Annotated in this window: 13 protein-coding genes; 6 read left to right on the top strand and 7 right to left on the bottom strand. The window is 67.1% G+C overall.

Annotated elements, in window-relative coordinates:
* The 4 genes from SLNSH_RS13115 to SLNSH_RS24885 all read right to left on the bottom strand — a co-directional run.
* On the bottom strand, positions 1-420 hold a 420-nt coding region (locus SLNSH_RS13115; RefSeq protein ID WP_342587859.1), incomplete at its 3' end, for an ATP-grasp domain-containing protein.
* 144 nt (positions 421-564) lie between these two features.
* On the bottom strand, positions 565-2,706 hold the full coding sequence (locus SLNSH_RS13110; protein ID WP_106337443.1) for an acetate--CoA ligase family protein: 2,142 nt from the start codon (positions 2,704-2,706) through the stop codon (positions 565-567).
* A 281-nt stretch (positions 2,707-2,987) separates the two neighbouring features.
* Positions 2,988-4,289, bottom strand: coding sequence for an oxalate/formate MFS antiporter (gene oxlT / locus SLNSH_RS13105; RefSeq protein WP_106337442.1), 1,302 nt, complete (start codon positions 4,287-4,289; stop codon positions 2,988-2,990).
* A gap of 188 nt (positions 4,290-4,477) precedes the next feature.
* Positions 4,478-4,615, bottom strand: a complete 138-nt coding sequence (locus SLNSH_RS24885; protein ID WP_158266753.1) for a hypothetical protein — start codon at positions 4,613-4,615, stop codon at positions 4,478-4,480.
* A 353-nt stretch (positions 4,616-4,968) separates the two neighbouring features.
* Between SLNSH_RS24885 and SLNSH_RS13100 the strand changes: the two genes are divergently transcribed.
* From SLNSH_RS13100 to SLNSH_RS13085, 4 genes are all read left to right on the top strand, one after another.
* Positions 4,969-5,679: a GntR family transcriptional regulator gene (locus SLNSH_RS13100; RefSeq protein ID WP_106337460.1), complete on the top strand. Its 711-nt coding sequence runs from the start codon at positions 4,969-4,971 to the stop codon at positions 5,677-5,679.
* A 23-nt stretch (positions 5,680-5,702) separates the two neighbouring features.
* Positions 5,703-7,433, top strand: coding sequence for an oxalyl-CoA decarboxylase (gene oxc / locus SLNSH_RS13095; RefSeq protein ID WP_106337441.1), 1,731 nt, complete (start codon positions 5,703-5,705; stop codon positions 7,431-7,433).
* A gap of 14 nt (positions 7,434-7,447) precedes the next feature.
* Positions 7,448-8,725 carry a formyl-CoA transferase gene (gene frc, locus SLNSH_RS13090; RefSeq protein ID WP_106337440.1) on the top strand — a complete coding sequence of 426 codons (1,278 nt, stop codon included), beginning with the start codon at positions 7,448-7,450 and terminating at the stop codon, positions 8,723-8,725.
* Positions 8,726-8,982: 257 nt separating this feature from the next.
* On the top strand, positions 8,983-9,744 hold the full coding sequence (locus SLNSH_RS13085; RefSeq protein WP_106337439.1) for a sulfite exporter TauE/SafE family protein: 762 nt from the start codon (positions 8,983-8,985) through the stop codon (positions 9,742-9,744).
* A gap of 162 nt (positions 9,745-9,906) precedes the next feature.
* Here SLNSH_RS13085 and SLNSH_RS13080 read toward each other — a convergent pair whose 3' ends face one another.
* Positions 9,907-10,506 carry a biotin transporter BioY gene (locus SLNSH_RS13080; protein ID WP_106337438.1) on the bottom strand — a complete coding sequence of 200 codons (600 nt, stop codon included), beginning with the start codon at positions 10,504-10,506 and terminating at the stop codon, positions 9,907-9,909.
* Positions 10,507-10,681: 175 nt separating this feature from the next.
* On the opposite strand from SLNSH_RS13080, the gene SLNSH_RS13075 reads away from it, so the two are divergent.
* Together SLNSH_RS13075 and SLNSH_RS13070 are read left to right on the top strand one after the other, a co-directional pair.
* Positions 10,682-11,593, top strand: coding sequence for an MBL fold metallo-hydrolase (locus SLNSH_RS13075; protein WP_106337437.1), 912 nt, complete (start codon positions 10,682-10,684; stop codon positions 11,591-11,593).
* A gap of 60 nt (positions 11,594-11,653) precedes the next feature.
* The gene (locus tag SLNSH_RS13070; RefSeq protein ID WP_106337436.1) at positions 11,654-11,875 is read left to right on the top strand and encodes a hypothetical protein; all 222 of its coding nucleotides are present in this window, start codon (positions 11,654-11,656) and stop codon (positions 11,873-11,875) included.
* Between the two features lie 383 nt (positions 11,876-12,258).
* On the opposite strand, the gene SLNSH_RS13065 is transcribed toward SLNSH_RS13070, so the two are convergent.
* Positions 12,259-12,975 (bottom strand): DUF1499 domain-containing protein, encoded by a 717-nt coding sequence (locus tag SLNSH_RS13065; protein ID WP_245422327.1) that lies wholly within the window; start codon positions 12,973-12,975, stop codon positions 12,259-12,261.
* A 163-nt stretch (positions 12,976-13,138) separates the two neighbouring features.
* On the bottom strand, positions 13,139-14,767 hold the full coding sequence (locus SLNSH_RS13060; protein WP_106337434.1) for a long-chain-fatty-acid--CoA ligase: 1,629 nt from the start codon (positions 14,765-14,767) through the stop codon (positions 13,139-13,141).
* Positions 14,768-14,783: the final 16 nt, after the last annotated feature.

The raw sequence follows: 14,783 nt of genomic DNA, 5'->3' as shown, positions 1-14,783 counted from the left end.
GCCGCCCTCGGTGGAGACCACGAAGGCGACGCGCGAGGTGGCGCGGTCCACCAGCATCGAGAGGTAGAATTCCTTCTCGATGAGCGAGCCGTCCTCGACGTAAACGCGGTTCACCTGCTTGCCGGCGGGGCCGGTCTGCACGGTGACCAGCGTCTTGCCCAGCATCTGACCGATGAACTGCTTCGCCTCCTCGGGCGAGCGGGCCAGGCGGACGCCGCCCTTTTCGCCGGCCTCGGGCTCCTTGAAGGAGCCCTTGCCGCGTCCGCCGGCGTGGATCTGGGACTTCACGACCCAGACGGGGCCGCGCAGCTGTCGGATGGCGGCGTCGGCGTCGTCCAGCTTGAGAACCGGCGCGCCGTTGGGGACGGGAACGCCGAACTCGCGGAGCAGGCTCTTGGCCTGGTATTCGTGGATGTTCATGGCGACCTCGCTGAGGGGTCGGGGGATGAAAAGGCTACACCTCTCCCGTCATGCCCGGGCGTGTTCCCGGGCATCCACGCGGCAGCTTCGCCGAGGCCGTGGATGGCCGGGACGCACCCGGCCATGACGGAGAGAGGGAGCGGCTTACTTTTTGCCGAGCAGACCCGCGGCGCGGGCCCACTTGTACTTGGCGCCCAGCACCTCGACCGGGGTCTCGGTGGTGTAGGGATAGGCCACCACGCCGCGGTCGTAGAGGTACTGGCAGGCTTCCTCGACCTGCACGTCGCCGACCAGCGAGGCCACCACCGGCTTGTCGATGCCCTTGGCGCGGAACTCCTCGACGACCTCGCCCACGAGCTGGGCGAAGACCATCGGGGGGGTCACGATCGTGTGCCAGTAGCCCAGGATGAGCGAGTGGATGCGATCGTCCTCGAGGCCGAGGCGGATGGTGTTCTGGTAGGTCTTCGGCGGCTCGCCGCCCGTGATATCGACCGGGTTGCCGGCCGCGCCGAACGGCGGGATGAACTTGCGGAAGGCCGCGTCGAGGTCCTCCGGCATCTTCATCAGGGTGAGGCCGTTGTCGAAGCAGGCGTCGGACAGGAGCACGCCCGAGCCGCCCGCGCCGGTGATGATGACGACGTTCTCGCCCTTCGGGGTCGGCAGCACCTGCAGGCCGCGGGCGAACTCCAGCATGGAGCGCAGGCTCGGGGCGCGGATGACGCCCGCCGCCTTGAGCACGTCGTCATAGATCTTGTCGTTGCCGGCCAGCGCGCCCGTGTGGGACGCGGCGGCGCGGGCGCCGTAGGCGGTGCGGCCCGCCTTCAGCATGATCACCGGCTTCTTCTTGGAGACACGCGAGGCGACCTCGGCGAAGGAGCGGCCGTCCTTCAGGTCCTCGCAGTGCATGGCGATGGCCTGGGTGTTCGGGTCCTGCTCGAAGAAGGTGAGCAGGTCGTCCTCGTCCAGGTCCGACTTGTTGCCGAGGCCGACGATGGCCGACACGCCCATCTTGGTGGAGCGGGCGAAGCCGATGATCGACATGCCCACGCCGCCCGACTGGGACGACAGCGCCGCCTTGCCCTTCACGTCGAAGGCCGTGCAGAACGTCGCGCAGAGGTTCTCCGGCGTGTAGTAGAAGCCGTAGATGTTCGGGCCCATGATGCGGACATTGTGCTTGCGGGCCATGGCCAGCAGCTCGTCCTGCAGGGGCTGGTTATCGGTCTCGGCGAAGCCCGAGGGGATCATGACGGCGCCGGGCACGCCCTTCTGGCCGACCTCGTCCATGGCGGCGACGCACAGGTGCGCCGGCACCGCAAAGACCGCCACGTCGACTTCGCCCTGGTAGTCCTTGATCGACTTGTACGCCTTGATGCCCATGATCTCGTCGGCCTTCGGGTGGACCGGCACGATCTGGCCCTTGTAGCCGCCGTTGATCAGGTTCTTCATCACCGAGTTGCCGATCTTGCCGGTCTCGTTCGACGCGCCGATCACCGCCACCGCCTTGGGGTGGAAGATGCGGTTCATGGCCTTGAGGATCTCGTCCTGGTTCGGACGATAGCGCTGCGTGTGAGCCTCGAAGTCGCAAACGATGCGGGCGTCGACGGCGGTTGCGCCCTTGGAGGTCGCGAAGACCGGGTTCAGGTCGAGCTCGTTGATCTCCGGGAAGTCCTCGAGCAGGGCCGAGACGTTCACCAGGATCTTGGCGACGGCGTTGCGATCGATCGGCTCGGAGCCGCGCACGCCGTTCAGCATCTCCTGCGCCTTGATGCTGTTCAGCATGTCGAGCGCCGGCTCCTGGGTGACCGGAGCGAGGCGGAAGGTGAGGTCCTTGAGGACCTCGACGAGCACGCCGCCGAGGCCGAAGGCGACCAGCTTGCCGAAGGACGGGTCGGTGATGGCGCCGACCAGGGTCTCCACGGCGCCCGAGGGCAGCATCTGCTGAACCTGAATGCCCTCGATCTTGGCGTCTGCCTTATAGGCGCGGCAGTTGGTGAGGATCTTGTCGTAGGCGGCGCGGGCCTCTTCGGCCGACTTCACGCCGACGATGACGCCGCCGGCGTCCGTCTTGTGCAGGATGTCGGCGGAGACGATCTTCATCACCACCGGGAAGCCCATGCCGGTCGCGAGGGTCACGGCCTGGTCGGACGTGGTGGCGAGGCCCTCCTGCGGGAGCGGGATCTGATAGGCGTCGCAGACGCGCTTGGCCTCGGGCGCGGTGAGGGCCGTGCGGCCACTCGCCTTCACCTCCTCGAGCACCTTGCGCACTGCCGCTTTGTCGAAGCTCATGGTGTCCTCCCGTCGGACCTATTTTCGATCGTTTTGCGGTCGGCCCAGGGGCGCCGACTCGCCTCGCGCGCCGCTCCTTGTGAAGCTGGTCAACGCTGGTGCTTGGTATTTGGCATGCCAAGGACACACGCTGTCAAGGGGGGTCCCGGCGGGTTTTTCAGGCGCCGGAGCCGAACGGCTCGGCAACGCCCCGAGAGGCGCGATTCTGTTGCAGCGCACCAATAAAGAGGAAGGGCCGGACTTCCCCTCGGAAGCCCGGCCCTCGCCTTGTTGGAGCCTCGTCAGGCGGGCTGCAGAACCGCCGTCTGGGCCTTGTTGATGACTCCCTTGCGCCAGGGCTTGAGCACCGCGACCGCCAGGATGGAGGCCAGGATATTGGCGCCCGCCGCGATCAGGAACACCGTGTCCCAGCTGTTGGAGGACTGCTGCATGTAGTTGGCGAAGGGCACCAGCAGCGCCGCCGTTCCCTTGGCGGTGTAGAGCAGGCCGGCGTTCGTGGCCGCGTACTTGGAGCCGAAGGTGTCCGTGCAGGTCGACGGGAAGAGGCTGTAGATCTCACCCCAGGCGAAGAACACGAAGCCCGACAGCAGCACGAACCAGACCGGGTCGTGGCCCCAGGCGTAGAGCAGGTAGATGCCGACGCCTTCCATGCCGAAGGCGATGAACATGGTGTTCTCGCGGCCGATCTTGTCGGACACCCAGCCGAAGAACGGGCGGGTCAGGCCGTTCAGGATGCGGTCGATGGAGGCGGCGAAGGTCACCGTGGTCATGGTCAGGCCGATAAGCGTGACGTTGACGGTGTCGATCTTCCAGTCCGCCGCGATGGGCTTCAGGTTGGCGGTGACCATCAGGCCGCCGGCGCCCACGATGACGAACATGAAGTACATCAGCCAGAAGATCGGCTGCTTCAGCACCTCGCCAGGGGCGTAGTTGCGCCGGGTCTGCACGATGTTGGCGTTGGCCACCACGGCGGGGACCTGGCCGGCCTGCGGGGCGAGCAGGAACAGGGCGAGGATGCAGATGATGATGCCCTGGCCGATGCCGAACCAGTAGAAGGTCGCCTGGTAGCCGGAGCCGGCGATCATGGCCTGGATCGGGGCGACCGTGAGCGCCGATCCGGCGCCGAAACCGGCCGCGGTGATGCCGGCCGCCAAGCCGCGCTTGTCCGGGAACCACTTGAGCGCATTGCCCACGCAGGTGCCGTACACGCCGCCGGCGCCGATGCCGGCCACGATCTGACCCAGGTAGAGCATGTTCAGGCTGGTGGCGTAGGAGTTGATCACCCAGCCGATGGCGCAGAAGATGCCGCCGACGAAGACCACGGCGCGGGGGCCATACTTGTCGACGAACCAGCCCTCGATCGGGACGAGCCAGGTCTCGAACAGGACGAAGAGCGTGAAGGCCCACTGGATGGCCGCACGGTCCCACTTAAACGTCTTCTGGATGTCTGGCACAAAGAACGTCCAACCGTATTGCAGGTTGGCGATCATCACCATGGCGGCGACACCCAGCGCGAGCTGGGTCCACCGGTACGCGTCACTGACGCGCGGAGCCGTGGCTCCGCCCTCTGCGTAATTGGTCATTTCCATCCCTCATGCGTTCTTTTGTGACTTGGCGCCACGCATGTAAGGAGGTCAGAGTGGTATATGTTATGCCAACGTGCAAGCGACAAAAAAGCCGGACGCACAGGGCGCCCGGCCTGGAAGTTCTTGGGAGGAGAAGACCGGACCCACGCGCCAGCCTCAGCTTGGCGCGGTGGTCATAACCTTGATCAGAGGCCGAAGGGGCCGACCGCGCCGTTGCGGCGATTGATCTCGCCGACGCGGTTGAGGAACGCGATCACGGAGGCAAGGACGCGATCGAGGAGGGAAGACTGGCGGCGGGCGCCGTACAGAACGTTGGTGGCCATCGGGTGAACTCCAGACAATTGTGAAACTCGCGGGCGGTCCAAGTGGGTCAGCCGCCTTGACCCATTATCTGGCATACCAGACACCAGACCTGTAGTGTGCGGCGCCGCATTCCAGCTGCGCATTTTTTGCAACGCAGCGAAAGTTGAAGTTTCAAAAGGAATTCCACCCAGCGGCTCCGCCGCGTTGACAGCTGGTGTTTGGCATGCCACGAATTTGGCATGCGACGTGCCAGCCCCCACCTTTCCGAAGGTCGCGCATGACCAAGGACGCCAGCGCGCAGGCGAACGGCGAGTCGCGAACGGTCCCGGGAGAAATCCTCTCCTTCGAGCGAGCGAGCGAGAACGCGACAGTCATGCTCGACATCGAACCCATGAAGCCGGAGCTCACCTTCAAGAAGCGCGCCTACACCGCGCTCAAGAAGGCGATCACCGCGATGGATCCCTACGGGACGCCCGAGCCGGTCTGGCTCGACGAGCGTCAACTCTCGGAGCAGCTCGGCGTCAGCCGCACGCCCGTGCGGGAAGCAATCGCCATGCTGGAGCACGAGGGGTTCGTGCGCTCGGTGCCGCGACGCGGCATCGTGGTGGTGCGCAAGAGCCTGCGCGAGATCGTGGAAGCCATTGAGGCCTGGGCCGCGCTCGAGAGCATGGCGGCCCGGCTCGCCGCTCACCACGCCTCCATGGCCGACATCAAGGGCCTGCGCACCCTGTTCGAATCATTCGGCGACCAGCACCCGCCCTCCTCCTTCGTGAGCGAGTATTCGGCAGCGAACATCGCCTTTCATCAGCGCCTGATCGAGCTCGGCGGGTCCGAACTCCTCGTCGACCTCACCGCCAACCTGCTGCTGCACGTGCGGGGCATCCGGCAGCTGTCGATCGGCAAGACGGAGCGCATCGCCCGCTCGTTCGACGAGCACCTGGGCATCATCGACGCCCTGGAACGGCGTGACGCGGACCTCGCGGAACGCCTCTCCAAGGAGCACACGCTTGGCCTCGCGGCCTATGTCGAGAAGCACGGCAAGGAGCTTCTCGGCGGCGGGCCCGTGCGGCCCGGAAGAAACTGAAGAACACGAGTGGAGGAAACAGAATGAGCGCTGCCCTCAGCGAGAGCACGGCCGTTTCCAAAGAGCGCGAGCTCACGGACGGCTTTCACCTCGTCATCGACGCCCTGAAGCTGAACGGGATCGAGACCATCTACAACGTGCCGGGCATCCCGATCACCGACCTCGGACGCATGGCCCAGGCCGCCGGCCTCCGGGTGATCTCGTTCCGCCACGAGCAGAACGCCGGCAACGCCGCCGCCATCGCGGGCTATCTCACCAAGAAGCCGGGCGTCTGCCTCACGGTGTCCGCGCCGGGCTTCCTGAACGGCCTGACCGCGCTGGCGAACGCCACCACCAACTGCTTCCCCATGATCCTCATCTCAGGCTCGTCCGAGCGCGAGATCGTCGACCTGCAGCAGGGCGACTACGAGGAGATGGACCAGCTCGCCATCGCCAAGCCCCTGTGCAAGGCCGCGTTCCGCGTGCTGCACGCGGCCGACATCGGCATCGGCGTGGCGCGCGCTATCCGCGCGGCGTGCTCGGGCCGCCCGGGCGGCGTCTACCTGGACCTGCCGGCTAAGCTTTTCTCTCAGGTCATGGACGCCGAGAAGGGCGCCAAGTCGTTGGTGAAGGTCATCGATCCCGCCCCGGCGCAGATCCCCTCCCCCGAAGCCGTGAAGCGCGCGCTCGAGGTGCTGAAGAGCGCCAAGAAGCCGCTCATCATCCTCGGCAAGGGCGCGGCCTACGCGCAGGCGGACGACGCCATTCGCGAACTCGTCGAGAAGAGCGGCGTTCCGTTCCTGCCCATGAGCATGGCGAAGGGCCTCCTGCCCGACACCCATCCGCAGTCGGCCGGCGCGGCGCGCTCGACCGTGCTGAAGGATTCGGACGTCGTGATGCTGATCGGCGCCCGCCTCAACTGGCTGCTGTCGCACGGCAAGGGCAAGACCTGGGGCGAGGCGCCCAAGAAGTTCATCCAGATCGACATCGAGCCGAAGGAGATGGACTCCAACGTGGAGATCGTCGCGCCGCTGGTGGGCGACATCGGCTCGGTCGTGAATGCGCTGCTGCAGGGCATGGGCGCCAACTGGCCCGCCCCGCCGGCCGACTGGGTGAAGGCCGTCTCGACCAAGAAGGACGAGAACATCGCCAAGATGGCTCCGCGCCTCATGAACAACAAGTCGCCCATGGACTTCCATGGCGCGCTTGGGGCTCTGCGCACGGTCATCAAGGAGCGGCCCGAGACCATCCTGGTCAACGAGGGCGCCAACACCCTCGACCTCGCCCGTGGCGTCATCGACATGTACCAGCCGCGCAAGCGCCTGGACGTGGGCACCTGGGGCGTGATGGGCATCGGCATGGGCTTCGCGATCGCGGCCGCGATCGAGACCGGCCACCCGGTGCTCGCGGTCGAGGGCGACAGCGCCTTCGGCTTCTCCGGCATGGAGGTCGAGACGATCTGCCGGTACAAGCTCCCGGTCTGCGTCGTCATCTTCAACAACAACGGCATCTACCGCGGCACCGACGTGAACACGGCGGGCGATGACCCTGCCACCACGGTGTTCGTGGCCGATTCCCGCTACGACAAGATGATGGAGGCCTTCGGCGGCGTCGGCGTGAACGTCACCTCGCCGGACGAACTGCTGCGCGCGGTGAACGCGGCGCTCGACTCGCGCAAGCCGACCCTCATCAACGCGGTGATCGACCCGGCCGCGGGGTCGGAGAGCGGCCGCATCGGCAACCTGAACCCGCAAAGCGTTCTGAAAAAGAAGTAAGGGAGGAGATTCGAATGGCGTCCAAGGCTCTTGAAGGGGTGAAGATCCTCGACTTCACCCACGTCCAGTCCGGCCCCACCTGTACGCAGCTCCTCGCCTGGTTCGGCGCGGACGTGATCAAAGTCGAGCGTCCCGGCACCGGCGACATCACGCGCGGGCAGCTGCAGGACATTCCGAAGGTGGACAGCCTCTATTTCACGATGCTGAACCACAACAAGCGCTCCATCACGCTCGACACCAAGAACCCGAAGGGCAAGGAAGTCCTCGAGCGGCTGATCAAGGAGTGCGACGTTCTCGTGGAGAACTTCGGACCGGGCGTGCTCGATCGCATGGGCTTCTCGTGGGAGCGCATCCACGCGCTCAACCCGCGCATGATCGTGGCCTCCATCAAGGGCTTCGGCCCCGGCCCGTACGAGGACTGCAAGGTGTACGAGAACGTGGCGCAGTGCACCGGCGGCGCCGCCTCGACCACCGGCTTCCGGGATGACGTGCCGCTCGTGACGGGCGCGCAGATCGGCGACTCGGGCACCGGTCTCCACCTGGCGCTCGGCATCGTCACCGCGCTCTACCACCGGACCCACTCGGGCGAGGGCCAGCGCGTGACCTGCGCCATGCAGGACGGCGTGCTCAACCTCTGCCGCGTGAAGCTGCGCGACCAGCAGCGCCTCCAGCACGGGCCGCTGAAGGAATACAGCCAGTTCGGCGAGGGCGTGCCCTTCGGCGACTCGGTTCCGCGCGCGGGCAACGACTCGGGCGGCGGCCAGCCGGGCCGCATCCTGAAGTGCAAGGGCTGGGAGACCGATCCGAACGCCTACATTTACTTCATCACCCAGGCCCCGGTCTGGGAGCCGATCTGCGACATCATCGGCGAGCCGGAGTGGAAGACCCACCCCGACTACGCCACGCCGCCGGCCCGCCTCCCCCGCCTGAACGAGATCTTCGCCCGCATCGAGCAGTGGACGATGACGAAGACCAAGTTCGAGGCGATGGAGATCCTGAACGAGAAGGACATTCCCTGCGGGCCGATCCTCTCCATGAAGGAGATCGCCGAGGACGAGTCGCTGCGCGCGACCGGAACCCTCGTCGAGGTGGATCATCCGACCCGCGGCAAGTACCTCTCGGTCGGCAACCCGATCAAGCTGTCGGGGAGCCCGACCGAGGTGAAGCGCTCGCCGCTGCTGGGCGAGCACACCGACGAGATCCTTCGGCAGGTGCTCAACTACTCCGAAGCGGAGGTCAACGAGATCGCCGCCTCGGGGGCGACCGGCGCGCCACGGATGGCCGCCGAGTAATCGACCTCCACTCCACCTGGCCGGGACGAAAGTCCCGGCCTTTTTGTNCGCCGCCTCGGGGGCGACCGGCGCGCCACGGATGGCCGCCGAGTAATCGACCTCCACTCCACCTGGCCGGGACGAAAGTCCCGGCCTTTTTGTTTTTCCGTCATTGCGAGCGCAGCGAAGCAATCCAAGGGCCCGCAAGCCTCTGGGTTGCTTCGTCGCTTCGCTCCTCGCAAGGACCGGCCCTTTCGCCCCCACACGGCCTGACTGCCATGCTGCTCTCCTTCGCCCTCCTGATGCTCGCGGCCTTTGCGGCGGGCGTGGTCAACGCCGTCGCGGGCGGCGGCGCGTTTCTTACGTTTCCGGCGCTGGTGCTCGCCGGCGTGCCGCCGCTGGCCGCCAACGCGTCCTCGACGGTCGCGCTGTTCCCCGGCCAGGGCGCGAGCGCGTGGACCTACCGGCGCGATATCGCCTCCATCACGCAGGTCAACGTGCCGGCCTTCGTGGGGGTGAGCCTCGTCGGCGGGCTGCTGGGCGCGCTGCTGTTGCTGTTCACCTCCAACGAGGCGTTCGCGAAACTGGTGCCGTTCCTGATGCTGTTCGCCACGCTGGTGTTCGGCTGGGGCAACTTCGCGGGGCCCGCGGCGCTGAAGCGCTACTCGCTGGGGCCCACGGCCGTGCTTGTCGTCCAATTCCTGATCTCGATCTATGGGGGCTACTTCGGCGGCGGCATCGGCTTCCTGATGCTGGCGGCGCTCACCCTGTTCGGGCTCCGCGACATCCACGCCATGAACGGGCTCAAGATCCTGCTGGCCACGCTTATGAACGGCGCGGCCGTGGTGGCCTTCGCGGGAGCGGGCATCGTCCACTGGCCGGAGACGCTCGCCATGATGGCGGCGGGGATTGTCGGGGGCGTGCTGGGGGCCAAGGGGGCCAAGAAGGTCAGCCCCAAGGTGGTCAAGATGGCCGTGCTCAGCCTGGGGGTGGCCCTGACCATCGTGTTCTTCTGGAAACAGTACGGGGCGGCAGCCTGAGCTGTCGCAACTGGCTCGTTGTCTTTGCGAGGAAGTACAGCGACGGCGATCCAGGCCGTAAAGCGCCGCCCCCCCTGGATTGCTTCGCTGCGCTCGCAATGACGGAGAAACGAAAAACGGCGCCCGAGGGCGCCGTTTCTGCAAGGCTGGATCGGAGGTGGCTCAGCCGCGGCGCTTGTCCGCGAAGGTCCAGAGGGCCGGCACCAGGGCGGTGCCGAGGGCCGTCTTGAGCGCCGTGGCTGCGAAGAAGGGGACGACGCCAGCCGTCCATGCGACATGGGCGCTTGTGGCCATCGCCAGCCAGCCGAAGCCGAAGGCGAAGATCGCGGCGTGGCCGAGGGTCATGGCGACGCCCATGCCGACCAGCGAGCGGCCGAAGCCGCGCTCGGCCAGGTAGCCGACCAGCCAGGCGCCGGCGATGAAGCCGAGCAGGTAGCCGCCCGTCGGGCCCATCATGTAGGCGAGGCCGACGCCGCGCTCGGGGGTGTCGGCGAAGACCGGCAGGCCCAGCGCGCCCTCGAGCAGATAGGCGACCACGGTGGCGGCGGCAAGGCGCGAGCCGTAGGCGGCGCCGAGCACCAGGACGACCAGCGTCTGCATGGTCATCGGCACCGGGTAGAAGGGCACCTTAATCTTGGCCGACAGCGTCAGGAGCGCCGTTCCGACGAGCGCCAGGAACACCGAGCGGGCGAAGCCGGCGGCGTCGGCCCGGGCGGGCCAGAAGGCGGAGGCGAGCGTGGTGGGAAGCGACTGGGCGGCCATCAGGTCCTCGTCGGGTCGGTCTTGGGGAATTCTCGCGGAGAGGACTCAGCCCCTCCCCTTTCGATCGTTCCCTTCGACCTATAGGGTCTCGCGCGGGAGGCCACAAGACCGCCAAGCCTCAGACCAAAGATGGCCCGCACGGGCTTGCTCCACAGCAACAGGCAGATCCTCCGGAATGGCCGACGACATCCCCTTCGAGCGCAGCTTCGACGCCCCCGCGGGCGACCTTCAGGACATCAGCCCCCTCGTGCGCCGGATGGTGGCGGGCAACGCCGGGCCCTTCACCTTCACGGGCACCTGCACCTATGTGGTCGGCCGCGGCGAGGTCGCGGTGATCGATCCGGGCCCCGATGAACCGGCCCACGTGGCCGCCCTCCTGCGGGCCCTCGAGGGGGAGCGGGTCAAGCAGATCGTGATCACGCACACGCATCGGGACCACTCCCCGGCGGCCCGTGCCGTGCAGGAGGCGACGGGAGCCCCGGTGGTCGGCTGCGCCCCGCATCGGGCCTCGCGCCCGCTCGCCGCGGGAGAAGCCAAGCGGCTCGACGCCAGCGCCGACCGGGTCTATGAGCCGGACCGAATTCTCGGCGAGGGAGACCGGGTCGAGGGCGACGGCTGGACGTTGGCGGCCCTTGAAACTCCCGGCCACACCGCCAACCACCTTGCCTTCGCGCTGGAGGAAGAGCGCGCCCTGTTCTCCGGCGACCATGTCATGGCCTGGTCCACCACGATCGTGGCGCCGCCTGACGGCTCCATGGGTGACTACATGGCCTCTTTGGCGAAGCTGCAGGGGCGTGACGACCGGGTGTACTGGCCGGGACACGGCGGCCCGGTGACCAACCCGGCCCGGTTCGTGCGGGCGCTGATCCACCACCGGCGTCAACGCGAGGCTTCCATCCTGGACCGCGTGGCGGCGGGAGACGGGCTCATCTCGGCCATTGTTCCCAAGCTTTACGAGGGCCTCCAGCCCGCCCTGCACGGCGCGGCGGCCCTTTCAGTCTTCGCGCACCTTGAGGACCTGGTGCGTCGAGGAGCGGTCGCGACGGAAGGCGCCCCGAGCCTCGCGGGCCGGTACTGGCTGCCCTGATTTCGGAACAAGTCCCGCCGAGCGGATTTGAGCGAGGCCACTCTTTGCCGAGAGGACCTCATGTCGAAGCACCCGAAGACCAACGAACCGACTGACGCGGACCTGAAAGGCACCATCGTGATCGGCGCCAGCAAAGGCGCTACCATGGCCCAGGCCAGCGACGAGGATCTCGAAGACAGCCTCGGCGAGAACACGATCGAAGGGGACGTGGAGAACGACACCAACGCCTATGGCGGGATCGACAAGGAAGAGGCCCGCATAGGGCGGAAACCGCATTCCTGACGTTTTCGTCGGCGCAAGGACGAGCGCCAGAGGCCGGGCGCCAAACACAATCCCGGCCCCTGGCCGCTCGCCTCCCCCGGGCCTGACCGCCGGGCGCTGGCGGTCGGCCCGCCCCGGAGCCGCATTCGCCCCTGGCAGCGTTCGGCTCCAATATCCTCGTTGGACGACAGCCGAGCCGTCATGCTGAGGCGAAGCTGGCCACAGGCCGAGATCTCATAAAGAGGTAGGGGAGTTCTCCGGCATCCCTCCTTGCGAGGAGCCCGCAGGGCCCCGAAGCCATCCGAGGGGTCTGTGCGCCATTGAGGTCCATGACGGGACTTACTGGCGTTGCTTCTGGATCGCTTCGTCGCTGCGCTCTTTGCAGGGAGAAGGCTGACCAGGCGTTACTCCCGGTTGTCCACCAGCTCCTGCAAAGCGGCGAAGAAGGTCTGGATTCGGCGCGCGTTGGCGCCGAGATCGTGCTGGCCCACGCGCGACGACGACCGCATGTCCACCCGCACGCCAGCGGCCAGCGGCCGCAGGCGCACGGTCACGTCCAGGGGAAAGCGCATCACCAACGAGTGGTCGACCGCCTCGATCCGCCCCACGCCCGTACGACCCCCGGGGGCCGTGCTTTCGATGATCGTCCAGCCACGCTGCTGGGCGGCCTTGAGGGCCAGTTGGTAAGCTTCCTGGGGCGTCACCTCGAGGGTGAGCGGGGTCACGCCCGGGTAGGCCGCCTTCTGCACGGCCCGGCTCTCCGCAGGCGGGTCGGCCGGCACGCGTCCCCCGCGCATTTCCAGCGCCTTGCGGGACCGCGAGAAGGCTGGCGGATCGTTGATGTCGGTGGTCACGTCGGAAAGGCGCGGCAGCCGCACCGCCTCGATGCTCATCCAGGCAGGCAGGGCCACGATGGCGCCGGCGACCAACATGCCGCCCAGGGCCTTGCCAAAGCCCGGGCGGCCGTCACCCCAGATCACGAAGAACGCGGCGACGGCGAGCAGCACCGCCGTGATGGCGACGACGAGCCCGGCGCCCAGCACCACCACGGCCGCCGGAATCTCGATCCGTTCCGTGCGCCCCAAGGCCACCCCGAGCAGGATGACCGCGAGCGCGAACATGGCGAGCCTCCCGCTCCACAGGGCGGCGCGGGATAGTGGGAGATCAACGACGAGACGACGCATGCAGGGAGGTTACAAGGTTCGAATGCGTCCGGCCACGGCGAAGCGGGGCCGGACGCCGAGAGAGGCTCGCCTCAACGGCGCAGGTGCGCTTGGGTTGCGGTCATACGCCGGGAAAGCGGTAGTCCTTGAACCGGTCGCGCAGCGCCATTTTCTGGATCTTGCCGGTGGCCGTGTGCGGGATCTCGGGCACGAAGACCACGTCGTCAGGCATCCACCACTTCGCGATCCTGCCCTGCATGAAGGCGAGGATCTTTTCCTTGTCGGGCTGAGCGTCCGGCTTCGGCACGATGACCAGCAAGGGCCGCTCGTCCCACTTCGGATGGGCGATGCCGATCACGGCGGCCTCGGCCACGTCCGGGTGGCCGACGGCCAGGTTTTCAAGGTCGATCGAGGAGATCCACTCGCCGCCGGACTTGATGACATCCTTGGCGCGATCGGTGATCTGCATGTAGCCGTGCGGGTCGATGGTGGCGACGTCGCCGGTGTCGAACCAGCCGTCCTCGTCCAGGATCTGGCCGCCCTCCCCGCGGAAATAGCTGCGGCTCACGGCGGGCCCGCGCACCTTCAGCCGGCCGAAGGTCTGGCCGTCGCGCGGCAACTCGTTGCCGGCGTCGTCCGTGATCTTCATCTCGACCGCGAAGGGCGCCACGCCCTGCTTCATCTTGATGTCGTAGAGGGCGTCGCCCTCCAGGTCGGCGTAGTCCTTCTTGATCGAGCAGACCGTGCCCAGCGGGCTCATCTCCGTCATGCCCCAGGCATGCAGGACCTGGACGCCGTAGTTGCGCTCGAACTTCTCGGTCATCGCGCGCGGGCAGGCCGAGCCGCCGATCACCACGCGTTTCAACGAGGTCAGCGGCTTGCCGGTCTGCTCCAGGTAAGCCAGCAGGCCGAGCCAGACGGTCGGCACCGCCGCCGTGCAGGTGACCTGCATGGTTTCAAGCAACTCGTAGACCGAAGGGCCGTCCAGCTTGGCGCCGGGCATGACCATCGTGGCGCCCGCCATCGGCCCTGAGAAGGCGAAGGACCAGCCGTTGGCGTGGAACAGCGGCACCACCGGCATGGCGGTGTCGCGCGAGGACAGGTTCAGGCAGTCCGGCTGCAACGACATCATCGAGTGCAGGATGTTGGAGCGGTGCGAGTAGACGACGCCCTTGGGATGCCCGGTCGTGCCGGAGGTGTAGCACATGCCTGCCGCGGTGTTCTCATCGAACTCCAGCCAGCGGAAGTCGCCATCGGCCTCGTTGATCCACTCCTCGTAGGCGACGGCGTTCCTCAGCGTGGTCTGAGGCATATGGGCGGCGTCGGTGAGGATCACGTAGCGCCCCACCGTGGGAAGGCGATCAGCAAGCTTCTCGACCAGGGGCACGAAGGTAAGGTCGAGGAAGAGGATTCGGTCCTCGGCGTGGTTCATGATGTAGAGGATCTGGTCCTCGAACAGCCGCGGATTGACCGTGTGGTAGACGGCTCCGACCCCGGTGATGCCATACCAGCATTCCAGGTGCCGCCAGCTGTTCCAGGCCAGGGTTGCGACGCGGTCGCCCAGCTTGATCCCGTCCCGGCTCAGTCGCTGGGCCAGCTTGAGGGCCCTCTGGCGAATCTCGCGATAGGTGATTCGATGGATCGGGCCTTCGATTGAGCGCGAGATGACTTCGCGGTCGCCGTGCTCCCGGGCCGCGTGGTCGATGACGCGGCTGATCAAAAGCGGCCAATCCTGCATCAATCCGAGCATGGTCCCCTCCCAATGG

Origin of the sequence: Alsobacter soli (genome assembly GCF_003004785.1) — a bacterium.
Taxonomy (GTDB): Bacteria; Pseudomonadota; Alphaproteobacteria; order Rhizobiales; family Beijerinckiaceae; genus Alsobacter; species Alsobacter soli.
Note: the sequence above shows the minus strand (reverse complement) of the source record. Positions and strands in the feature narration are given on the sequence as shown.